Raw genomic sequence first — 21,707 nt, 5'->3', positions numbered from 1 at the left:
TTCAGGATCGCCGGAGGTCAGCCGATCAGTTGCAGGCCCGCCTGCTGAACCATTTCCAGCAGCGGTTGCGGGTACACACCGAGCACGAAGGCCAGGATCGCGATAGCCAGCAGCATGACGCCGCCCGTGCGCTGTTCCCACTTCAGCGGGGCGTCGTGGCGACGCAGGTTCGGCTCGACCAGGTACAGGGTGACCATGACGCGCAGGTAGTAGTAAACGCCGATGGCGCTACCGATCACCAGGGCGCCGACCAGCCACCACAGGTGCGACTCGACGCCGGTGGCGATGATGTAGAACTTGCCGATGAAGCCCGCAGTCAGCGGGATACCGGCCAGCGACAGCATCATCACGGTCAGTACCGCAGTCAGGTACGGGCGGCGCCAGAACAGGCCGCGGTACTCGTACAGGGCATCGGCGTCACGGCCGCCGTAAGGCGAGGACATCAGCGTGATGACGCCGAAGGCGCCAAGGCTGGTGATCACGTAGGTGACCAGGTACACGCCCATGGCTTCCAGGGCCAGGCCCTTGCTGGCGACCAGGGCGATGACCAGGTAGCCGAAGTGGGCGATGGACGAGTAACCGAGCAGGCGCTTGAGGTTGCTCTGGGTCAGTGCCAGCAGGTTACCGACCAGGATCGAGGCAACCGCGATCACCGCCAGTACGGTGCTCAGCACGCCGCTGCTGGCAGCAGGGGAGAGCATGAACAGGCGCACGACCACGGCGAACACCGCCACCTTGCTCGCGGTGGCCAGGAACGCGGCAACCGGCGCCGGGGCGCCTTCGTACACGTCCGGGGTCCACAGGTGGAAGGGGACCAGCGACAGCTTGAAGGCCAGGCCGACCAGCATCATGCCCAGGCCCAGTTGTGCAACCAGGCTTGGCATGTTGGTGGCTGCCAGGGCTTTGCCGATCTGGTCGAAGCTCAGGCTGCCTGCATCGGCGTACAGCAGTGCCATGCCGAACAGCAGGAAGGCCGAACCTGCGGCCGACAGCACCATGTACTTGATGCCGGCTTCCAGCGAGCGCTTGTTGAAGAAGGCGTACGCCACCAGGCCGTAGACCGGTACCGACAGCAGCTCCAGGCCGATGAACAGGCCGGCCAGGTGGTTGGCGCTGACCAGCACCAGGCCACCGAGGGCCGACATCAGCAGCAGCAGGTACAGCTCTTCGCGGTTGCCCGGGAAGCCCTTGGAGCCTTCGCCAAGGTAGGCGTGGGCGAGGGTGACGCAGGCCAGCGTGGCCACCAGGATGATCGCCATGTACAGGCAGGCGAACTTGTCGATGGTGATCAGCGAGGTGACCGCCAGCGGTGCAACCTTGAGGGCCGGCAGGATCGACAGCAGGGCCAGGTTAAGGCCCACGGTGGACAGCAGGAAGGTCTGCGAGTGGTTGCGCTTCCAGGCGATCGCCAGCATCACCACCACCGTGGTGATGGTGGTGATCAGCATCGGCGCCAATGCGATGAAGTGTTGAGTGGTGAATTCCATAGCGCTCTTACCGGGCCGAAGCGAGTTGAGTGAAAGCGGAGCCAAGCCACTGCTGCACACCGCTCATGGTGGCGGCAGAAGTGTCGAGGAACGGCTGCGGGTACACACCAAGCACGATCAGCAGCACCGCCAGGCCCAGCACCATGATCAGCTCGCGGCCGTCCATGCCGGCCAGCACGGTGTCGCTCTTGCTTGGGCCGAAGTAGGCACGGTGGATCATGATCAGCGAGTAGACCGAGCCGAAGACCAGGCCGGTGGTGGCGATCACGGTGATCCATGGCACGCTGGCAAAGCTGCCGATCAGGATCAGGAACTCGCCGACGAAGTTGCCGGTGCCTGGTAGGCCCAGCGATGCGGCGGCGAAGAACAGGCTGATTGCAGGCAGGTAGGCGATGCGGTGCCACAGGCCACCCATTTGACGCATGTCACGGGTGTGCAGGCGCTCGTACAGCTGGCCGGACAGGATGAACAGTGCGGCGGCCGACAGGCCGTGGGCCAGCATCTGGATCACCGCGCCTTGCAGGGCTTGCTGGCTGCCGGAGTAGATACCGATCAGCACGAAGCCCATGTGCGAGACGCTGGAGAAGGCGATCAAGCGCTTGATGTCGGTTTGCGCGAAGGCCAGGAAGGCACCGTAGAAGATACCGATCAGGCCCAGGGTCATGGCGATCGGCGCAAACTCTGCCGAAGCGTTCGGGAACAGCGGCAGGGCGAAGCGCAGCAGGCCGTAGGCCGCAGTCTTCAACAAGATGCCCGCCAGGTCCACGGAACCTGCGGTTGGCGCCTGGGCGTGCGCATCAGGCAGCCAGGAGTGGAAGGGCACCACTGGCAGCTTGACCGCGAAGGCGATGAAGAAGCCCAGCATCAGCACGTACTCGACGCCAGGCGGCAGCTCGGCCTTGAGCAGGTCGCTGTAGTTGAAGGTGAGCACGCCGGTGGTGTTGTAGTTGACCAGCACCAGGCCAAGGATCGCGACCAGCATGATCAGGCCGCTGGCCTGAGTGAAGATGAAGAACTTGGTTGCGGCATAGATCCGGGTCTTCTTGCCGTCCGCCGAGCTGTGACCCCAGAGCGCGATGAGGAAATACATCGGCACCAGCATCATTTCCCAGAAGAAGAAGAACAGGAACAGGTCCAGGGCCAGGAATACACCGACCACGCCGCCGAGGATCCACATCAGGTTGAGGTGGAAGAAGCCGACGTGGCGCTGGATCTCTTTCCAGGAGCACAGTACCGACAGCACACCGAGCAGGCCGGTGAGCAGGATCATCAGCAGCGACAGGCCATCGAGGGCCAGGTGGATGCTGATGCCGAAGCGCTTGATCCACTCGACTTTGTATTCGAGTGCCCAGGCAGGTTCGGCCCCCGGCGCAGGCGCCAGGGTGTAGTCGCCGGTGCCCCACAGGTACAGGCCGATGCCGAGCAACAGGGACATGGTCAGCAGCGCGATCCAGCGCGGCAGGGTGGCGCCGAAGCGCTCACCCAGCCAGCACAGGAAGCCGCCGATGAAGGGGATCAGGATCAGCCAAGGCAAAATCATGACGGGTTGGTTTCCTTTGGCAAAGTCGCAAGATTCATAGTCATACCGCAGCCACTACCACAGCACCGAGCACCAGCACGGCGCCGACGGCGATCGAGGCGGTGTACCAGCGCAGCTGGCCGGTCTCGGTCTTGCTCATGGCGACGTGGCCGCCACGCGCCATCCGAGGGATCAGGCCGATGCTGCGGTCTACCGGGTCCTTGCGCAGGATGTGGCAGATCAGCAGGTAGGGTTTGACGAAGAGCTTGTCGTAGATCCAGTCGAAGCCCCAGGCGGCGAACCACCAGGCCGACAGGACGCGGCCGATGCCGCTGTTGGCGATCGCGCTGACGAAGCGGCGCTTGCCCAGGAACAGCAGGGCTGACAGCAGGATACCGGCGATGGCGATGGCGCCCGAGGCGATCTCCAGCGAGTGCTTGGCGTCACCACCGGCGTGGCCGGCGCTTTCAGGCAGCACGCCTGCCAGCGGTGGGGTGATCCAGGCGCCGACGAAGGTCGACAGCACGATCAGCACGCCCAGTGGCAGCCAGTGGCTGATGCCGTGGCCGGCGTGGGCTTCGGTCTTGGCTTCGCCGTGGAAGGCGATGAAGATCAGGCGGAAGGTGTACAGCGAGGTCATGAACGCACCGACCAGGCCGGCGTACAGCAGGCCGGTATTGCCGCTGGCGAAGGCTTCCCAGAGGATCTCGTCCTTGGAGTAGAAGCCCACGGTCACGATCGGCAGGGCCGCCAGGGCGGCGCCACCGACCACGAAGCTGGCGTAGGCCAGCGGCAGCTTCTTCCACAGGCCGCCCATCTTGAAGATGTTCTGCTCGTGGTGGCAGGCAACGATCACCGCACCGGACGCAAGGAACAGCAGGGCCTTGAAGAAGGCGTGGGTCATCAGGTGGAAGATCGCCGCGTCCCAGGCACCCACGCCCAGGGCCAGGAACATGTAGCCGATCTGGCTCATGGTCGAGTAGGCGAGGATACGCTTGATGTCGGTCTGTACCAGCGCGGCGAAGCCGGCCAGCACCAGGGTCACACCACCGACCACACCCACCAGGTGCAGGATGTCCGGGGCCAGCAGGAACAGGCCGTTGGTACGGGCGATCAGGTACACGCCCGCAGTCACCATGGTTGCCGCGTGGATCAGTGCCGAAACCGGGGTAGGGCCTGCCATCGCGTCGGCCAGCCAGGTCTGCAAGGGCAACTGGGCCGATTTACCGACCGCGCCACCCAACAGCATCAGGGTCGCCAGCACCATCCAGGTGTCACCCGCCTGGAACTTCTGCGGTGCCAGTACCAGCAGTTCCTGCACGTTCAAGGTACCCAGCTGGGCGAACAGGATGAACAGGCCGATGGCCATGAACACGTCGCCGATACGGGTGACGATGAAGGCCTTGAGTGCCGCGTTACCGTTGTTGCGGTTGCTGTAGTAGAAACCGATCAACAGGTACGAGCACAGGCCCACGCCTTCCCAGCCGAAGTAGATGAACAGCAGGTTATCGCCCAGGATCAGGAACAGCATGCTGGCGATGAACAGGTTGGTGTACGAGAAGAAGCGCGAGTAACCGGCTTCGCCACGCATGTACCAGGACGCGAACAGGTGGATCAGGAAGCCCACGCCAGTGACCACGCCGAGCATGGTGACCGACAGGCCGTCCAGGTGCAGGGTGAAGGTCGGCGCGAAGCCGTCCACCGACATCCACTGCCACAGCAGCTGGCTGTACGCGCCGCCTTCAGGCGGTGCGACGTTGAATTGCCAGATAACGTAGGCGGCTGTCGCGGCCGAGAGGCCGACCGAGCCGACGCCGATCAGGGCGGACAGGTTCTCCGAGAACCGCCCGCGCGAGAACGACAGCAGCAGGAAGCCGATCAGGGGGAAGACGAAAGTCAGGAAGAGAAGGTTCATCCGCGCATCTCACTGGCAGCATCGATGTCGAGAGTGTGGAAGCGGCGATACAGCTGCAGCAGGATGGCCAGGCCAATGCTGGCCTCGGCGGCTGCCAGGCTGATCACCAGAATGAACATCACCTGGCCGTCGGGCTGGACCCAACGGGCACCGGCGACGACGAACGCCAGGGCAGAGGCGTTCATCATGACTTCCAGGCTCATGAGCACGAAGAGGATGTTGCGGCGGACCATCAGGCCAACCAGACCTAAGCAGAACAGGATGCCGGCGACCGCCAGACCATGCTCGAGAGGGATAGCACCCATGATTTACTCCTTCGCCTCGTTGCGGCCCAGGTGGAAGGCGGTGACGGCTGCGGCGAGCAGCAGCATCGAAGCCAGTTCGACCACCAGCAGGTACGGGCCGAACAGGCTGATGCCCACTTCTTTCGGGCCCACGGTGGTGCCGCTGATGCCGGCACCGCTCGGGGTGACGAACAGCACGTACAGCAGTTCCAGCAGCAGCAGGGTGCCCAGTATTACCGGCCCCGCCCATATGCCTGGCTTGAGCCAGCCGCGTTCCTGGGCGACCGAGGCCGGCCCCAGGTTGAGCATCATCACCACGAACACGAACAGCACCATGATGGCGCCAGCGTAGGCGATCACTTCCAGGGCGCCGGCAAACGGCGCACCGAGGGCGAAGAAGATCATTGCCACGGAAATCAGCGAAATGATCAGGTAGAGCAGGGCGTGCACGGGGTTGGTGCCGGTTACCACCCGAAGGGTGGAGACCACGGCGATCCCGGATGCGAAGTAGAAAGCGAATTCCATCTTTCTGTCCTTATGGGAGCAAGCTCTTCACGTTGATCGGCTCGGCCTCGTTCTGCGCAGAGCCCTTCGGCTTGCCAGCGATCGCCATACCCGCAACACGGTAGAAGTTGTAGTCAGGGTTCTTGCCGGGGCCGGAGATCAGCAGATCTTCTTTCTCGTACACCAGGTCCTGACGCTTGAACTCGGCCATTTCGAAATCCGGAGTCAGCTGGATCGCGGTGGTCGGGCACGCTTCCTCGCACAGGCCGCAGAAGATGCAACGCGAGAAGTTGATGCGGAAGAACTCAGGGTACCAACGGCCGTCCTCGGTCTCGGCCTTCTGCAGCGAGATGCAGCCGACCGGGCAGGCCACCGCGCAGAGGTTGCACGCCACGCAGCGCTCCTCGCCGTCGGGGTCGCGGGTGAGGACGATGCGGCCGCGATAGCGCGGCGGCAGGTACACAGCTTCTTCGGGGTACTGCAGGGTGTCGCGCTTGCGGAACCCGTGGGAGAACACCATTGCCAGGCTGCGCAGCTGAGTGCCGGTGCCTTTAACGATGTCGCCGATATATTTGAACATGGGTCAAATCCTCACTGGGCCGCGACGGCTGGCGTGTTGTAAAGCACGATCGCAGCGGTCACCAGCAAATTGATCAGGGTCAGCGGCAGGCAGAACTTCCAGCTGAAGTCCATCACCTGGTCATAGCGTGGGCGCGGGATCGAGGCGCGCAGCAGGATGAACAGCATGATGAAGAACGCGGTTTTCAGCGCGAACCACAGGAACGGCACCTGCGGCAGGATGCCGAACGGGCCGTGCCAGCCGCCGAAGAACAGGGTCACCAGCAGCGCCGAGATGAGGATGATGCCGATGTACTCACCGACGAAGAACATGCCCCATTTCATGCCGGCATACTCGATGTGGTAGCCGTCGGCCAGTTCCTGTTCCGCTTCTGGCTGGTCGAACGGGTGACGGTGAGTCACGGCGACGCCAGCGATGAAGAAGGTGCAGAAGCCGAAGAACTGCGGAATGATGAACCACAGGTTCTGGGCCTGGTATTCAACGATGTCGCGCATGTTGAACGAACCCACCTGCACCACCACGCCCATCAGCGCCAGGCCCAGGAACACCTCGTACGAAACGGTCTGTGCCGACGCCCGCAGGCTGCCCAGCAAGGCGTACTTGTTGTTCGACGACCAACCGGCGAACAGTACGGCGTATACCGACAGGCCAGCCATGGCGAAGAAGAACAGCAGGCCGATGTTCAGGTCGGCAACGCCCCAGCCGGGTGTGATCGGGATGATCGAGAAGCCGATCAGCAGCGCGCTCATGGCCACGACCGGCGCCAGGGTGAAAATCATCTTGTCGACGAAGGGCGGGTTCCAGTCTTCCTTGAAGAACATCTTCAGCATGTCGGCGGCGATCTGGAACATGCCGAACGGGCCGACACGGTTAGGGCCGTAGCGATCCTGCCACCAGCCCAGCAGGCGGCGCTCGACGAAGCTGAGCAGGGCGCCGCAGACCACTACGGCCAGCAGCACCACGATAGCCTTGACGACCTGGATGATCACATCGATCACTTCGGGGGTGAACCAGCTCATTGTGCTGCCTCCTGCAGGCCTTCTACGGGTGCACCGAAGATGGCAGGCGGAATGCCAGCCAGGCCTTTCGGCAGCGCGACCAGGCCTGCGCCCAGTTCTTCATTGATACGCAGCGGCAGGCGCAGTGCCACGCCACCCACGTTCAGGCTCAGCAGCGCTCCTTCGTTGACACCCAGGCGGTCGGCTTCGGACTTGGCCAGGCCGACGTAGGCGGCCGGAATACGCGTTTGCACCGGGGCGGCGCGCGAGGAGCTTTCTTCGCTGCCGAACAGGTGGAAGAACGGTACTGCAGTCCAGGTGCCACGGGCCGGGTTGAAGGCGCCCGGGATGGCGTTGAACCAGTTCAGGCGATCGCCTTGCGATTCGATCAGGCGCACGCCCGGGTCACCGGCACGCAGGTGGCCACCGACCTCGTCCTGGAACTTGTTCCAGGCTTGCGGCGAGTTCCAGCCCGGCGACCAGGCGAACGGCACTTGCTGGCGCGGTTCGGCGGAGCCCGAGTAGCCTTCCATCGAGAAGGCGAACGCGGTGTCCTTGTCTTGCGGGGTGCGTGGCTCGTGCACGCTGATGTTGGCGCGCATGGCGGTACGGCCGGAGTAGCGCAGCGGCTCACGGGCAAGCTTCATGCCCTTGATGCGGAAGGCGGCGCTTGGCGCAGCGTTGACGATGCCGGCCAGTTGCGGGGCGGCTTCGGCGCAGGCGCTGGTGACGTGGTCCAGCTGGGTCCAGTCGACCGGCTTGTTCAGCAGGGTGGCACGCAGGGCGTGCATCCAGCGCCAGCCTTCGTGGACCAGGATGCTGCTGTCCAGGTACTGCGGGTCGAACACCTGGAAGAAGCGCTGGGCACGGCCTTCCTGGCTGACCAGGGTACCGTCGCCTTCGGCGAACGACGCCGCCGGCAGCACCAGGTGGGCACGTTCCAGGGTCGCGGTGTGGGAGTGATCGGCGACGATCACCACCTTGGCTGCGGCCAGGGCAGCATCGACCTTGGCGGCCGCTACGCGGGTGTACAGGTCGTTTTCCACGATCACAATGGCGTCGGCCTTGCCGCTGATGACCGCATCCAGCGCGGCATCGACGGACTCACCGCCAAGCATGGCCAGGCCGAGGCTGTTGGCCTCAGGCACAACCAGGCTCAGCGAACCGTTCTTGTCGCGCAGCTTCAGGGCCTTGGCGATGTTGGCGGCGGCTTCGATCAGGGCAGGGTCGGCCAGCGAAGTACCGGCAACCACCAGCGGGCGCTTGGCCGCGACCAGGGCGTCGGCGATGCGCTGGGCCAGGGCCTTGGCTTCGTCGTCCAGGCCAGCAACGGCCGGAGCGCTCGGGTCGATGGCGTGGGCCACGGCGAAACCGATGCGGGCCAGGTCGGCCGGGGCTGCGTGCACGCATTCTTCGGCAACGTCGTCCAGCTTGGTTTCAGCCAGGGACGCGATGAAAAGCGGGTACAGCGCGTGCTGGCCGATGTTCTTCACCGCAGCGTCCAGCCAAGGCTGCACTTTCATCGCCTCGGCCATGGCTTCGGCCTTGCCTTTGGTGGCCTGGCGTACGGCCAGGGCAACGCGGGCGGCGGTCTGGGTCAGGTCTTCACCGAGCACGAACACCGCGTCGTGGTCTTCGATGTCGCGCAGGGTCGGCACGGGCAGCGGGCTGTTGTTCAGCACGTTCAGGGCCAGGCGCACGCGGGCCAGTTCGCCTGCTTCCATGCCGGAGTAGAAGTACTCGGCACCGACCAGCTCGCGCAGGCCGTAGTTGCTTTCGAGGCTGGCGCGCGGCGAGCCGATGCCGACGATGGTGCGGCCGCGCAGCAGGTCGGCGGCCTTGTCCAGGGCGGCGTCCAGGCTCAGCTTGGTGCCATCGGCCAGGCGTGGCTGGCGTGGGCGGTCGGTGCGGTTGACGTAGCCATAGCCGAAGCGGCCACGGTCGCACAGGAAGTACTGGTTGACCGAGCCGTTGAAGCGGTTCTCGATCCGACGCAGTTCACCGTAGCGCTCGCCCGGGCTGATGTTGCAGCCGCTGGAGCAACCGTGGCAGATGCTTGGGGCAAACTGCATGTCCCACTTGCGGTTGTAGCGCTCGGAGTGGGTCTTGTCGGTGAACACACCGGTCGGGCAGACCTCGGTCAGGTTGCCGGAGAATTCGCTCTCCAGCACGCCGTCTTCAACGCGGCCGAAGTACACGTTGTCGTGGGCGCCGTAGACACCCAGGTCGGTGCCGCCTGCGTAGTCCTTGTAGTAACGCACGCAGCGGTAGCAGGCGATGCAGCGGTTCATCTCGTGGGCGATGAACGGGCCGAGGTCCTGGTTCTGGTGGGTACGCTTGGTGAAACGGTAACGGCGCTCGTTGTGGCCGGTCATTACCGTCATGTCCTGCAGGTGGCAGTGACCGCCCTCCTCGCACACGGGGCAGTCGTGCGGGTGGTTGGTCATCAGCCACTCGACGACGCTGGCGCGAAACGCCTTGGACTCGTCATCTTCGATGGAGATCCAGGTGCCGTCGGAGGCAGGGGTCATGCAGGACATGACGATACGACCACGGGTGTCGTTCTCGTCGGTGTACTGCTTGACCGCACATTGCCGGCAGGCGCCAACGCTACCAAGCGCCGGGTGCCAGCAGAAATAAGGGATGTCGAGGCCGAGCGACAGACACGCCTGTAACAGGTTGTCTGCACCGTTGACTTCGAGCGCTTTGCCGTCTACGTGGATAGTGGCCATTGTTCAAAGTTCTTCGTTGGCCCGCGTGAGCGGGCGTGGCTAATGGAAATCTGTATGCCTGCGGCCCGCCTCGAATCGTTCGGGCCGGCCTGCAGGCTGGCGGGTGGCACGGACCACCCGCAGCTCATCTTGTTATGCGCCGACCACGATCGGCCCGCTCGGCACTGGCTTGGCCAGGTTCGGGCGCAGGGTGTCGGCAGCACTGGCTGGGGCGACACCGGCCTCGAATTCGGAGCGGAAGTATTTGATGGCACTGCCCAAGGGCTCGACGGCACCCGGTGCGTGAGCACAGAAGGTGCGGCCTGGGCCGAGGAAGTTGACCAGACCCAGCAGGGTCTCGATGTCTTCGGCGCGGCCCTGGCCGTTTTCCAGCGCGCGCAGCATCTTCACGCTCCACGGCAGGCCGTCACGGCAAGGGGTGCACCAGCCGCACGATTCGCGGGCGAAGAACTCTTCCATGTTGCGCAGCAGCGAGACCATGTTGACGCTGTCGTCGACCGCCATGGCCAGGCCCGTACCCATACGGGTGCCGACCTTGGCGATGCCGCCGGCGTACATCTGGGCGTCGAGGTGCTCGGGCAGCAGGAAGCCGGTACCGGCGCCGCCTGGCTGCCAGCACTTGAGCTTGAAGCCGTCGCGCATGCCACCGGCGTAGTCTTCGAACAGCTCGCGGGCGGTGACGCCGAACGGCAGTTCCCACAGGCCCGGGTTCTTCACCTTGCCGGAGAAGCCCATCAGCTTGGTGCCGTGGTCCTCGCTGCCTTCGCGGGCCAGCGACTTGTACCAGTCGTTGCCGTTGGCGACGATGGCCGGGACGTTGCACAGGGTCTCGACGTTGTTCACGCAGGTCGGCTTGCCCCACACGCCAACGGCGGCAGGGAAGGGTGGCTTGGAGCGTGGGTTGGCGCGGCGGCCTTCGAGCGAGTTGATCAGTGCGGTTTCTTCACCGCAGATGTAGCGACCGGCGCCGGTGTGCACGAACAGCTCGAAGTCGAAGCCCGAACCGAGGATGTTCTTGCCCAACAGGCCTGCGGCCTTGGCTTCGTCGATGGCGCGGTTGAGGTTCTTCGCTGCGGTGGTGTATTCGCCACGCAGGAAGATGTAGCCGCGGTAGGCCTTCAGGGCGCGGGCGCTGATCAGCATGCCCTCGACCAGCAGATGGGGCTGTTGCTCCATCAGCATGCGGTCCTTCCAGGTGTTCGGCTCCATTTCATCCGCGTTGCACAGCAGGTAGCGGATGTTCATGGATTCGTCTTTGGGCATCAGGCCCCACTTCACGCCAGTGGGGAAGCCCGCACCGCCACGGCCCTTGAGGCCGGAGTCTTTGACCGCCTGGACGATGTCGTCCTGCGACATCTGCGCCAGTGCCTTGCGGGCAGCGGCGTAGCCGTTCTTGGATTCGTACTCGGCAAGCCATACCGGCTCGCCGTCGTCACGCAGGCGCCAGGTCAGTGGGTGGGTTTCGGCCGAACGCGCGATGCGGTTGGCCGGGCCGAAGGAAGTAATGGTCATACGTAACCCTCCAGCAGTTTGGAAACACCAGTCGGCTGCACGTCGCCAAAGGTGTCGTCGTCGATCATCAGCGCCGGGGCCTTGTCGCAGTTGCCCAGGCAGCACACCGGCAGCAGGGTGAAACGCCCGTCTGCGGTGGTCTGGCCGAGGCCGATGCCCAGTTCGCTCTGGATCTGGCTGACCACGGACTCGTGGCCACCGATGTAGCAGACCATGCTGTCGCACACGCGGATGATGTGGCGGCCGACCGGCTGGCGGAAGATCTGGCTGTAGAAGGTGGCCACGCCTTCGACGTCACTGGCAGGGATGCCCAGCACTTCGCCGATCGCGTGAATGGCGCCGTCCGGCACCCAACCACGTTCCTTCTGGACGATCTTCAAGGCTTCGATGGACGCCGCGCGCGGGTCCTCGTAGTGATGCATCTCGTGCTCGATGGCCGAGCGCTCGGTTTCGCTGAGGGCGAAACGGTCTGTCTGGATAAGCGTGCTGTTCATGCTTAGCGGTCCACGTCAGCCATAACGAAGTCGATACTGCCCAGGTACGCAATGAGGTCGGCGACCATGCTGCCTTTGATCACCGAAGGGATCTGCTGCAGGTGCGGGTAGCTCGGGGTACGGATCCGGGTGCGGTAGCTCATGGTGCCGCCATCGCTCGTCAGGTAGTAACTGTTGATGCCCTTGGTCGCTTCGATCATCTGGAACGACTCGTTGGCCGGCATGACCGGGCCCCACGAGACTTGCAGGAAGTGCGTGATCAAGGTTTCGATGTGCTGCAGGGTGCGCTCTTTCGGCGGCGGCGTGGTCAGCGGGTGATCCGCCTTGTACGGGCCTTCCGGCATGTTGCGCAGGCACTGGTCGATGATGCGGATACTCTGGCGCATCTCTTCGACACGGACCATGCAGCGATCGTAGGCATCGCCATTGTGGGCCAGCGGCACTTCGAACTCGAAGTTCTCGTAGCCGGAGTAAGGGCGCGCTTTACGCAGGTCGAAGTCGCAACCGGTGGAACGCAGGCCGGCACCGGTAGTGCCCCATTCCAGCGCTTCCTTGGTGTTGTACGCGGCAACGCCGACGGTACGGCCCTTGAGGATACTGTTCTGCAGGGCAGCCTTGGTGTACTCGTCGAGGCGCTTGGGCAGCCAGTCGACGAAGTCCTTGACCAGCTTGTCCCAGCCGCGCGGCAGGTCGTGGGCGACGCCACCGATGCGGTACCAGGCCGGGTGCAGGCGGAAACCGGTGATCGCTTCGATCACGGTGTAGGCGCGCTGGCGGTCGGTGAAGGTGAAGAACACCGGGGTCATGGCGCCGACGTCCTGGATGTAGGTACCCAGGAACAGCAGGTGGCTGGTGATGCGGAAGAACTCGGCGAGCATGATGCGAATCACGTCGACCTTCTGTGGCACCTTGATGCCGGCCAGTTTTTCCACTGCCAGTACGTACGGCAGGTTGTTCATCACCCCACCGAGGTAGTCGATACGGTCGGTGTAGGGGATGAAGCTGTGCCAGGACTGGCGCTCGGCCATCTTTTCGGCACCACGGTGGTGGTAGCCGATGTCCGGCACGCAGTCGACGATCTCTTCACCGTCCAGCTGCAGCACGATACGGAACGCACCGTGGGCAGACGGGTGGTTGGGGCCCAGGTTGAGGAACATGTAGTCCTCGTTGGCGCCCTGACGCTTCATGCCCCAGGCTTCCGGGTTGAAACGTGCCGATTCCTCTTCAAGCTGCTGCTTGGCCAGGGTCAGGCTGTAGGGGTCGAACTCGGTGGCACGGGCTGGGTAGTCCTTGCGCAGCGGGTGACCTTCCCAGGTGGGCGGCATCATGATGCGGCTCAGGTGTGGGTGGCCGGCAAAGTCGATGCCGAACATGTCCCAGACTTCGCGCTCGTACCAGTTGGCGTTTGGCCAGATGCCGGTCACGGTCGGCAGGTTCAGGTCGCCTTCGCTGAGCGACACCTTGATCATCACATCGCTGTTACGTTCGACCGACAGCAGGTGGTAGAACACGCTGAAATCGGCGGCGGGCAGGCCACGGCGCTGGGTGCGCAGGCGCTCGTCGACACCGTGCAGGTCGTACAGCATGCTGTAGGGCTTGGCTACGCCGCGCAGGAAGCTGAGCACCTCTTTGAGCTGCGCACGCTTGACCCACAGCACGGGCATGCCGGTGCGGGTCTCCTGGGCGACGAATGCTTCGGCGCCAAAACGGTTGTTCAGTTCGACGACCACATCCTGGTCGTCAGCCTTGTAGGGCGGAATGAAAATAGCGTTGTCCGCTGTCATGGTCTCGGTCGCTTTGGGTCAACGTTAAGAATGAAGCCAGGCCGCCGGCTCCTTGGGGAGCGGGCGGCAGGTCGCTGGATCAGACTTCGTCGGGGCTGCGCAGGTTGGTTACTGCAATGCGCTGCTCACGACGCAGGTCTTTCTGGGCTGGCATCTCGGCACGGTAAATACCTTGATCACCAACAACCCAGGAAAGCGGGCGTCGTTCTTGGCCGATCGACTCCTGCAGCAGCATCAAGCCTTGCAGGAAAGCCTCAGGGCGTGGCGGGCAGCCAGGCACATAGACATCCACGGGGAGGAACTTGTCGACCCCCTGAACGACCGAGTAGATGTCGTACATGCCACCGGAGTTGGCACACGAACCCATGGAGATGACCCACTTCGGCTCGAGCATCTGCTCGTACAGGCGCTGAATGATCGGCGCCATCTTGATGAAGCAGGTACCGGCGATGACCATGAAGTCGGCCTGACGCGGCGAGGCCCGGATGACTTCGGCGCCGAAGCGGGCGATGTCGTGGGGCGCCGTGAAGGCCGTGGTCATTTCCACGTAGCAGCAGGACAGGCCGAAGTTGTACGGCCACAGGGAGTTCTTGCGACCCCAGTTGACCGCGCCACGCAGCACATCTTCGAGTTTCCCCATGTAGATGTTCTTGTGGACCTGGTCCTCTAGCAGCTGATCGGTGACGGTTTCCCGTTCACCGACCGGGTACTGCTCGTTGGGCGCATCCGGATCGATTCTGGTGAGATTGTATTGCATTGCCAAAGCCTCATTGTTTCAGCTTCGCTTGCCGCTTGCGGCGACCTTCGGGAGCCCAATCAAGTGCCCCGACGCGCCAAAGGTAGACAAGACCTGCCAACAGAATTGCTATGAAAACGAGCGCTTCGACGAACCCGGTCCAGCCGCTTTCGCGGACGGACACAGACCATGCAAAGAGAAAGAGGGCTTCGATATCGAAGATCACGAACAGCATCGCGACCAGATAGAATTTGGCGGACAGGCGCAGGCGGGCGCTGCCGACGGGCAGCATGCCGGATTCGAAGGGTTCGTTCTTGGCGCGGCCCCAGGCCTTGCTACCTAGCAGGCTGGACAGGCCGAGCATGAAGGCGCACAGGCCGACGACACCCAAAAGGAAGATGGCAAAGCCCCAGTTGTGGGCGATGAGTCCTGCCGAATCGGACATGCTAGAGATCCTTATACAGAGACCCAGCTCTGCAGTCTGAAATAAGTAGAGCGGCGACTTGGTGTCGCACATGCAGTGACCAAATGTCGCAGCTGAATCAATCGCGCTGATTTTATGGGTAAACCCGGTGCAAGTAAAATTTCTGTGGCAAATTTATTCGTAGGATTAAGAACAAAACTCTTTCGTAACTGGCTGAAAGCCTTGAAATTCGGGCATTGCGTGCGCTTTTGTTAATTATGTTTCTTGCGCGGCGTAACGAATTTGTAAGTTCGTAATGATAATTAATCGCATTAAATTTGATGCGTTGAAATTCTCCTTTAGTGAGCCTTGCAAGTTCATCGGGCTGCAGCGCTACTTGCAAATGAGAAAAACTCTCGTTCTAGCAGCTTCCAAACCCTCGCGCACCGCTCTGGGTCAATACTTTATCGGTTGAGCCATTGTGGGCTGACGAAGTGATTGAGAGGGCATGGGGGTGGCGGGTGGCGGCTGCTACTGGGCTGCCCCAAGCATAGTCCGGATTCTGGGATTTGCTTTTACCTGCCTTGGCGAGGGGGTGGGGTTGGCAGGTGCTTGGCTTGAGGGGGGGTGGCTATGAGATCGAGCGCCGCGCGGGCGGCGCTCGATCTCATAGGCGCTGAAAATGTCGTGGCAAGCCCTTCTACAATAAAAAGCCCGGGGTCCTCACGAACCCCGGGCCTCGCTTCACCAGCCCACTGCTATCAGTGGAACTGCTCTTCCTCGGTCGAACCAGTCAGTGCAGTCACCGACGAAGCCCCACCCTGAATCACGGTGGTCATGTCATCGAAGTAGCCAGTGCCCACTTCCTGCTGGTGCGCCACGAAGGTGTAGCCCTTGCTGGCATCGGCGAATTCCTGCTCCTGCAGCTTCACATAGGCGGTCATGTCGTTGCGGGCGTAGTCGTGCGCCAGGTTGAACATGCCGTGCCACATGTTGTGGATGCCGGCCAGGGTGATGAACTGGTGCTTGTAGCCCATGGCCGACAGCTCGCGCTGGAACTTGGCAATGGTGGCGTCGTCCAGGTTCTTCTTCCAGTTGAAGGAAGGCGAGCAGTTGTACGACAGGATCTGGTCCGGGTACTCCTTCTTGATCGCTTCGGCGAAGCGGCGGGCTTCGTCCAGGTCAGGCTTGGCGGTTTCGCACCAGATCAGGTCGGCGTACGGAGCGTAGGCCAAGCCGCGGGAGATCGCCTGGTCGAGGCCGGCGCGGACCTTGTAGAAGCCTTCACGGGTACGCTCGCCGATCACGAACGGTTGGTCGTACGGGTCGCAGTCGCTGGTCAGCAGGTCGGCGGCGTTGGCGTCGGTACGGGCCAGAATGATGGTCGGCACGCCCGAGACGTCAGCTGCCAGGCGCGCGGCAACCAGCTTCTGTACGGCTTCCTGGGTCGGTACCAGTACCTTGCCACCCATGTGGCCACATTTTTTAACCGAGGCCAGCTGGTCTTCGAAGTGCACGCCGGCGGCGCCCGCTTCGATCATGTTCTTCATTAGCTCGTAGGCGTTCAGTACGCCGCCGAAACCGGCTTCGGCGTCAGCCACGATGGGCGCAAAGTAGTCGATGTAACCGTCGTCGCCTGGGTTCTTGCCGGCTTTCCACTGGATCTGGTCAGCGCGGCGGAACGAGTTGTTGATGCGCTTGACCACGGTCGGTACCGAGTCGACCGGGTACAGCGACTGGTCGGGGTACATGGACTCGGCCGAGTTGTTGTCGGCGGCAACCTGCCAGCCAGACAGATAGATGGCCTGGATGCCGGCCTTGACCTGCTGCACTGCCTGGCCGCCGGTCAGGGCGCCCATGCAGTTGACGAAATCTTTTTCTGGGCGGAAGGACGGGTGGGCACCTTGGGTGACCAGCTTCCACAGTTTTTCTGCGCCCTGGCGAGCCAGGGTGTGCTCCGGCTGCAGGGAGCCACGCAGGCGAACGACATCAGCGGCGGTGTAGGTACGGGTCACGCCTTTCCAGCGCGGGTTCTCGGCCCAGTCTTTCTCGAGGGCTGCAATTTGCTGTTCGCGTGTCAGTGCCATGGAAATAAACCTCGTCGCATCGATCTTGGGGTAATTGTGCTGATGCTCGGGTGCAGATCAGAGGCCTGACGGCTGTCCTGTCCGGGGGGAGTGCGGCGGCGAACGCGAAGGCTCGAAGGGGAAGGAGGGGCAGGCCAGGCGAAGGTGTGCCCTGCAGGTCGGCTCGTGGTTGCCTTGCTGCGGTGCGACGCGATTGCCAGAACTGCGGTGATGCGCTTCCGTCCCTCGGGACAACTTCTTCGTTGCAGTCGCAATCCCGTCGAACCGCCTTGTGGGCCGTATAGACACGAGGCGCCTCCAAGGGTAGGAGGAGCACGCCTCGAAGGCCCTTGCCAGGGCCCCTGATTAGCGGGAGCGAGGCCATCATGCCCTTGGGAAAAAGTGCCTGTCAAATGTTTTGTAGTGACTTTTTTAAGTTACTACATCTTTGGTCTAATACGACTCGGCAGTCAGTTTCAAGGCCTTTGGTCGAGGCCTTGAATTGCCTGGGATCAGTCCAGAAGGTCGACTTTTACCCGTAAAGTCATGTTTTCGCCGCGCTGTGTGCTGTAGGTGTGGCTGGATGCGCTTCGATCGGCTTGGCTCTGCTGATTGAACCCCGCCAGGGTAATCCACTCGCCGAGCTTGCCGGTGACGGTCGTGTCGGTGCTTTGTACTTTCACTACATCGGCACGTTCCTGGCTGATACGGTCATTATTGGTGCTTATTTGCAGACGAACCGTCTCGCCGCTCAAGCTTGGGGTGACGTAGAAACCTTGGGTCACATTGCGGTATTCGGTGTTGCTCTGGATGCGCCCGTAACCGTCGGTGCTGGTACTGGTCACCGGTATGCTCTGGCCCACCTGGATCAGCGCCGCCTGGCCTTCGCTGGCCTGCACCTGTTGCAGGCCGCCTTCACGGTTGCTGGTGCCGTAGCGGATGACATGGGCATTGCCGCGGTTGTCCTGGAAGTTGCTGTCGTTGTTGTCGACGCTGATCAGCAGGCGCTTGGGCGCGGTGTCCAGCTGTTGCAGCAGGCTGCGCAGGTCGTCGATGCGCTCGGGGCTGGCATTGACGATCAGCTTGTTCTCGAAGGCGCTGACGGTGCCGTCCTTGCCGATGAACGATTGCGCGGCGGGCAGCAACTCGGCACTGCTGCGGTACTGCAGCGGCATGACTTCGGTGGCGGCTTGAGCGCTCAGGCTCGCCGCCAGCAGCAGCGAGGCGAAAAAGGGGCGTAGCGGCATGTCCATGATCTCCGCAGGGGGAATCAACATGATGGCAAATTTGCTCAGGTTGTGCAGGCTGCGCATCAACGACTGACATCGGGCTGCGGCTGAACCTTTGATTTGCCCCGGCAGTCGCAACCTCAGACGCCGTCGGGAGTGACCGCATGAAGCACTGTGCCACGTTGTTGTTGTGCCTGTTCGCCAGCGTTGCCGGTGCGGCCGGGGACACGCTGCGCATCAAGCAACTTCAGCGTTGCGGTGACCTGCCTGATGCCAGGCGCCCGCAATGGTGCTTGCGCAGCGAAGGGCTGGGGCCGCAGATGCCTGCGGTCTGGCTCGGCGACGCGCAATTGCCGCAGGCCGATATCGAGCGGCAAGGCGATAACCTCAAGCTGACCTTGCACAGTACCGCCCAGCGCAGCGCGCCGCTGTGGATCGAGGCCGCTGGGCGCAAGAGCAACCCCGTCTGGCTCAGCCGCCAGGGCAGCCATGTGCTCGCCGCTGGCCCCGGGGAAGTGGCGAAGAACATGGATGGGCTGACCACGTACCTCGACCTGGTAAGCCTGTTGATCGAAGAAAAACACGACGGCCGCAAAGAAGCACAGCGTATCGCCGACAAGTTTGGCGCCAAGGTGGTCGGCGCCATCCCACCACTCAATGTCTATCAACTGCGCTTGCCGGTGCACGACCTGGTGCAGCGCGACGCGATGATCCTGCGCATGGGCAGTGAAGTCAGCGTCGATGCCGTGATTGTCGAAGAGTCCGCCCCCGAACGTGCAGAGGAAGGTGACGGTCTCAGCCGCCAGGCCATGGACCAGGCGGACGAGTGGGCGGCCAACCGCTTCATGGATGCGCTGTATTTCTACCAGCGGCGCATCCCTGCTTCCAAGGTGGCGGTACAGAGCATTCGCGTCGGGGTGATCGAGCGCGATGTGGATTTCGACGCACCGGGATTCATCGGCTATCGCGGTGCCTGTGCGAAGGGCAATACCTGCCTGTATGGCCGGGATGGCAACCGTGCCGACAGCCACGGCAGCCATGTCGCCGGCATTCTCGCGGCTCAGGGCAAAGGCGTGGAAGGCGGGTTTCTGCCGGGGTTGGGCAATTCCAGCCCGGGCTTCGAGGTCATTGTCGAACGCAATTCGGATGCCGGTATCACCGCCAACATCGCGGCTTCGGTCAACCTTGTCGAAGACGGCGTGCGCGTTCTGAACTGGAGCTGGGGCATCCATCGGGTGGGCGCGAAGAATGTCGCGGGTGATGAAGTCGATTCGTTGGTCCGCTCGGGCCTGGCGATGAGCGGGTATGAGGAGCTGCTGGAAGAATTCTTCCTCTGGTTGCGGGCCGAGCACCCAGACGTGGTGGTCATCAACTCGGCGGGCAACGGCGCCTCGTGGTCCGGCACTGACGAATACCGTTTGCCATCGTCGTTCATTACCGAGCAATTGCTGGTGGTGGGCGGCCACCAGCGCAGCGACAAGGCGGTGCCGGTCGAGGACCCGCAGCATGTGCGCAAGCGCCGCAGCTCGAACATCGACATGCGCGTCGATGTCAGCGCCGCGGCCTGCATCCGCCCCGCGGGTGCCAAGAAGCCACACTGCGGCACCTCGTATGCCACGCCGCTGGTGAGCGCGACGGTGGCGGCGATGTTGTCGATCAACCCGGCACTGACACCCGAGCAGGTCCGCATGTTGTTGCGGCGCAGTGCATTGACCTTAGGTACCGAGCAGGACTTCGAAGCCATGGATGCCGAAGACCTGACTGCGCCGATTTTGCCGTCTGAGCGGGGCGGCCGGCTGAACCACCCGGACCTGGGCCGCTCGGCGCGCCTGGACATGCAGCGTGCGCTGGACCTGGCGGTACAGAGCCTTGACCGGGTGCGTTGAGCGGTGGCCGCTGTTAGACAAATTCCGTAACATTGCGCCCCTTGCTTGCCAGCCCGTCCGCCTGGACCGCCTCACAGGAACGCCATGAAACCCGCCCGACTCCGCGCCGACGTGCTCGCCGGCCTCACCACTTCGTTCGCCTTGGTGCCCGAGTGCATCGCCTTTGCCCTGGTGGCGCACCTCAACCCGTTGATGGGCCTGTATGGCGCCTTCATCATCTGCACCCTGACCGCGCTGTTTGGCGGCCGCCCCGGCATGATCTCTGGCGCTGCCGGCTCGATGGCGGTGGTGATCGTCGCGCTGGTGGTGCAACACGGCGTGCAGTACTTGCTGGCAACGGTGCTGCTGGGCGGGGTGGTGATGATTCTGTTTGGCGTGCTGCGCCTGGGCAAACTGGTGCGCCTGGTGCCGTACCCGGTGATGCTCGGCTTCGTCAACGGCCTGGCGATCGTCATCGCCCTGGCCCAGCTGGAGCACTTCAAGCAGGGCGATCACTGGCTCAGTGGTGCACCGCTGTACCTGATGATCGGCCTGGTGGCGTTGACCATGCTGGTGGTCTACGTACTGCCGAAGCTGACCCGCGCCGTGCCGCCCGCGCTGGTGGCCATCCTCGGGGTAGGCCTGCTGGTGTACCTGCTCGGTTTACCGACCCGTACCCTCGGCGACATGGCGCATATCGCCGGCGGCTTGCCGGAACTGGCACTGCCGAGTGTGCCATGGAACCTTGAAACGCTTCAGATCATTGCCCCGTACGCAGTGCTGATGGCCATGGTCGGCTTGCTGGAAACCCTGCTGACACTCAACCTCACCGACGAGATCACCGAGAGCCGTGGCTTCCCGGACCGCGAGTGCGTGGCCCTGGGGGCGGCCAACATGGTCTCCGGGCTATGTGGCGGCATGGGCGGCTGCGCGATGATCGGGCAGACGGTGATCAACCTCAGCTCCAACGGCCGTGGTCGGCTGTCTGGGGTGGTCGCTGGGGTGATGATCTTGCTGTTCGTGCTGTTCCTGTCGCCGCTGATCGAGCGCATCCCGCTGGCGGCCCTGGTAGGGGTGATGTTCGTGGTTGCCCAGCAGACCTTTGCCTGGGCCTCGTTGCGCGTGTTGCACAAGGTGCCGGTCAGCGATGTGTTGGCGATCATTGCGGTGACCGTCGTCACGGTGTTCACCGACCTGGCCATGGCCGTGCTGTTCGGTATCGTCATCGCGGCGGTGAACTTTGCCTGGCAGCATGCCCGGGAGTTGTATGCCGACAGCTATGAGGACGGCGAGGGGGGCAAGCGCTACCAGGTGCATGGCACGCTGTTCTTTGCCTCGGTCACGCCGTTTCTCAACCAGTTCGATGCGGCGGGCGACCCGGCCAAGGTCACCCTGGATTGTCAGCACCTGAGCTTTGTCGACTACTCGGCAATTGCGGCGTTGAAGACCTTGCGCGAGCGCTATGCCAAGGCGGGCAAGCAGTTGCGGGTGGTGCACCTGTCCGAGCGCTGCAAGAAGCTGCTGAAACGGGCCGGCGAACAGCACTGAGCGTTGTCATGATCCCTGGTGGGAGCGGGCTCGCCCCGCGAACACCGGCGA

General features: G+C 63.1%; 17 protein-coding genes. 2 read left to right on the top strand and 15 right to left on the bottom strand.

Features of this window, described 5'->3' with window-relative positions; translation table 11 throughout:
• Positions 1-17: 17 nt before the first annotated feature.
• The 15 genes from nuoN to LJX93_RS17865 all read right to left on the bottom strand — a co-directional run bounded on the left by nuoN (position 18) and on the right by LJX93_RS17865 (position 18,261).
• Entirely contained in the window at positions 18-1,487 is a 1,470-nt protein-coding gene (gene nuoN, locus LJX93_RS17935; RefSeq protein ID WP_033699194.1) for an NADH-quinone oxidoreductase subunit NuoN, read from the bottom strand.
• A 7-nt stretch (positions 1,488-1,494) separates the two neighbouring features.
• Entirely contained in the window at positions 1,495-3,027 is a 1,533-nt protein-coding gene (nuoM, locus tag LJX93_RS17930) for an NADH-quinone oxidoreductase subunit M (RefSeq protein ID WP_033699192.1), read from the bottom strand.
• Between the two features lie 40 nt (positions 3,028-3,067).
• A complete protein-coding gene (gene nuoL, locus LJX93_RS17925) occupies positions 3,068-4,921 on the bottom strand; it encodes an NADH-quinone oxidoreductase subunit L (RefSeq protein ID WP_033699189.1) in 1,854 nt (617 codons plus the stop codon).
• Positions 4,918-5,226 carry an NADH-quinone oxidoreductase subunit NuoK gene (gene nuoK, locus LJX93_RS17920; protein WP_003251446.1) on the bottom strand — a complete coding sequence of 103 codons (309 nt, stop codon included), beginning with the start codon at positions 5,224-5,226 and terminating at the stop codon, positions 4,918-4,920. The genes nuoL and nuoK overlap by 4 nt, the downstream gene beginning before the upstream one ends.
• A 3-nt stretch (positions 5,227-5,229) precedes the next feature.
• Positions 5,230-5,730 carry an NADH-quinone oxidoreductase subunit J gene (gene nuoJ / locus LJX93_RS17915; RefSeq protein WP_012313764.1) on the bottom strand — a complete coding sequence of 167 codons (501 nt, stop codon included), beginning with the start codon at positions 5,728-5,730 and terminating at the stop codon, positions 5,230-5,232.
• Positions 5,731-5,740: 10 nt separating this feature from the next.
• Entirely contained in the window at positions 5,741-6,289 is a 549-nt protein-coding gene (gene nuoI / locus LJX93_RS17910) for an NADH-quinone oxidoreductase subunit NuoI (RefSeq protein WP_027592814.1), read from the bottom strand.
• An 11-nt stretch (positions 6,290-6,300) separates the two neighbouring features.
• Positions 6,301-7,308, bottom strand: a complete 1,008-nt coding sequence (nuoH, locus tag LJX93_RS17905; RefSeq protein ID WP_012273297.1) for an NADH-quinone oxidoreductase subunit NuoH — start codon at positions 7,306-7,308, stop codon at positions 6,301-6,303.
• Positions 7,305-10,019 carry an NADH-quinone oxidoreductase subunit NuoG gene (gene nuoG / locus LJX93_RS17900; protein WP_047581224.1) on the bottom strand — a complete coding sequence of 905 codons (2,715 nt, stop codon included), beginning with the start codon at positions 10,017-10,019 and terminating at the stop codon, positions 7,305-7,307. Before nuoG ends, nuoH begins: the two co-directional genes overlap by 4 nt.
• Positions 10,020-10,151: 132 nt before the next feature.
• Complete coding sequence (nuoF, locus tag LJX93_RS17895) at positions 10,152-11,531, bottom strand: NADH-quinone oxidoreductase subunit NuoF (protein WP_033699184.1); 1,380 nt, start codon at positions 11,529-11,531, stop codon at positions 10,152-10,154.
• The gene (gene nuoE / locus LJX93_RS17890; protein WP_027592810.1) at positions 11,528-12,025 is read right to left on the bottom strand and encodes an NADH-quinone oxidoreductase subunit NuoE; all 498 of its coding nucleotides are present in this window, start codon (positions 12,023-12,025) and stop codon (positions 11,528-11,530) included. Before nuoE ends, nuoF begins: the two co-directional genes overlap by 4 nt.
• A gap of 2 nt (positions 12,026-12,027) precedes the next feature.
• Positions 12,028-13,809 (bottom strand): NADH-quinone oxidoreductase subunit C/D, encoded by a 1,782-nt coding sequence (gene nuoC, locus LJX93_RS17885; RefSeq protein WP_033699182.1) that lies wholly within the window; start codon positions 13,807-13,809, stop codon positions 12,028-12,030.
• A 79-nt stretch (positions 13,810-13,888) separates the two neighbouring features.
• Positions 13,889-14,566: a NuoB/complex I 20 kDa subunit family protein gene (locus LJX93_RS17880; RefSeq protein WP_012313769.1), complete on the bottom strand. Its 678-nt coding sequence runs from the start codon at positions 14,564-14,566 to the stop codon at positions 13,889-13,891.
• Between the two features lie 10 nt (positions 14,567-14,576).
• Positions 14,577-14,990 carry an NADH-quinone oxidoreductase subunit A gene (locus LJX93_RS17875; RefSeq protein ID WP_003251427.1) on the bottom strand — a complete coding sequence of 138 codons (414 nt, stop codon included), beginning with the start codon at positions 14,988-14,990 and terminating at the stop codon, positions 14,577-14,579.
• A gap of 719 nt (positions 14,991-15,709) precedes the next feature.
• A complete protein-coding gene (aceA, locus tag LJX93_RS17870) occupies positions 15,710-17,035 on the bottom strand; it encodes an isocitrate lyase (RefSeq protein WP_033699180.1) in 1,326 nt (441 codons plus the stop codon).
• A gap of 491 nt (positions 17,036-17,526) precedes the next feature.
• On the bottom strand, positions 17,527-18,261 hold the full coding sequence (locus tag LJX93_RS17865; protein ID WP_033700171.1) for a secretin N-terminal domain-containing protein: 735 nt from the start codon (positions 18,259-18,261) through the stop codon (positions 17,527-17,529).
• A 146-nt stretch (positions 18,262-18,407) separates the two neighbouring features.
• Between LJX93_RS17865 and LJX93_RS17860 the strand changes: the two genes are divergently transcribed.
• Together LJX93_RS17860 and LJX93_RS17855 are read left to right on the top strand one after the other, a co-directional pair.
• Entirely contained in the window at positions 18,408-20,129 is a 1,722-nt protein-coding gene (locus LJX93_RS17860; protein WP_047581221.1) for a S8/S53 family peptidase, read from the top strand.
• A gap of 84 nt (positions 20,130-20,213) precedes the next feature.
• On the top strand, positions 20,214-21,656 hold the full coding sequence (locus LJX93_RS17855; RefSeq protein ID WP_033699176.1) for a SulP family inorganic anion transporter: 1,443 nt from the start codon (positions 20,214-20,216) through the stop codon (positions 21,654-21,656).
• Positions 21,657-21,707 lie beyond the last annotated feature (51 nt).

This window comes from Pseudomonas sp. HN2-3, from assembly GCF_020691745.1.
Classification (GTDB): domain Bacteria; phylum Pseudomonadota; class Gammaproteobacteria; order Pseudomonadales; family Pseudomonadaceae; genus Aquipseudomonas; species Aquipseudomonas capeferrum.
The sequence above is the reverse complement of the archived record's forward strand: the minus strand, read 5'-3'. Positions and strand labels throughout refer to the sequence as shown.

What these genes read in the sequence shown, in the direction of transcription:
- nuoN (WP_033699194.1), bottom strand. Translation starts at nt 1,487, where the DNA reads ATGGAATTCACCACTCAACACTTCATCGCATTGGCGCCGATGCTGATC.
- nuoM (WP_033699192.1), bottom strand. Translation starts at nt 3,027, where the DNA reads ATGATTTTGCCTTGGCTGATCCTGATCCCCTTCATCGGCGGCTTCCTG.
- nuoL (WP_033699189.1), bottom strand. Translation starts at nt 4,921, where the DNA reads ATGAACCTTCTCTTCCTGACTTTCGTCTTCCCCCTGATCGGCTTCCTG.
- nuoK (WP_003251446.1), bottom strand. Translation starts at nt 5,226, where the DNA reads ATGGGTGCTATCCCTCTCGAGCATGGTCTGGCGGTCGCCGGCATCCTG.
- nuoJ (WP_012313764.1), bottom strand. Translation starts at nt 5,730, where the DNA reads ATGGAATTCGCTTTCTACTTCGCATCCGGGATCGCCGTGGTCTCCACC.
- nuoI (WP_027592814.1), bottom strand. Translation starts at nt 6,289, where the DNA reads ATGTTCAAATATATCGGCGACATCGTTAAAGGCACCGGCACTCAGCTG.
- nuoH (WP_012273297.1), bottom strand. Translation starts at nt 7,308, where the DNA reads ATGAGCTGGTTCACCCCCGAAGTGATCGATGTGATCATCCAGGTCGTC.
- nuoG (WP_047581224.1), bottom strand. Translation starts at nt 10,019, where the DNA reads ATGGCCACTATCCACGTAGACGGCAAAGCGCTCGAAGTCAACGGTGCA.
- nuoF (WP_033699184.1), bottom strand. Translation starts at nt 11,531, where the DNA reads ATGACCATTACTTCCTTCGGCCCGGCCAACCGCATCGCGCGTTCGGCC.
- nuoE (WP_027592810.1), bottom strand. Translation starts at nt 12,025, where the DNA reads ATGAACAGCACGCTTATCCAGACAGACCGTTTCGCCCTCAGCGAAACC.
- nuoC (WP_033699182.1), bottom strand. Translation starts at nt 13,809, where the DNA reads ATGACAGCGGACAACGCTATTTTCATTCCGCCCTACAAGGCTGACGAC.
- LJX93_RS17880 (WP_012313769.1), bottom strand. Translation starts at nt 14,566, where the DNA reads ATGCAATACAATCTCACCAGAATCGATCCGGATGCGCCCAACGAGCAG.
- LJX93_RS17875 (WP_003251427.1), bottom strand. Translation starts at nt 14,990, where the DNA reads ATGTCCGATTCGGCAGGACTCATCGCCCACAACTGGGGCTTTGCCATC.
- aceA (WP_033699180.1), bottom strand. Translation starts at nt 17,035, where the DNA reads ATGGCACTGACACGCGAACAGCAAATTGCAGCCCTCGAGAAAGACTGG.
- LJX93_RS17865 (WP_033700171.1), bottom strand. Translation starts at nt 18,261, where the DNA reads ATGCCGCTACGCCCCTTTTTCGCCTCGCTGCTGCTGGCGGCGAGCCTG.
- LJX93_RS17860 (WP_047581221.1), top strand. Translation starts at nt 18,408, where the DNA reads ATGAAGCACTGTGCCACGTTGTTGTTGTGCCTGTTCGCCAGCGTTGCC.
- LJX93_RS17855 (WP_033699176.1), top strand. Translation starts at nt 20,214, where the DNA reads ATGAAACCCGCCCGACTCCGCGCCGACGTGCTCGCCGGCCTCACCACT.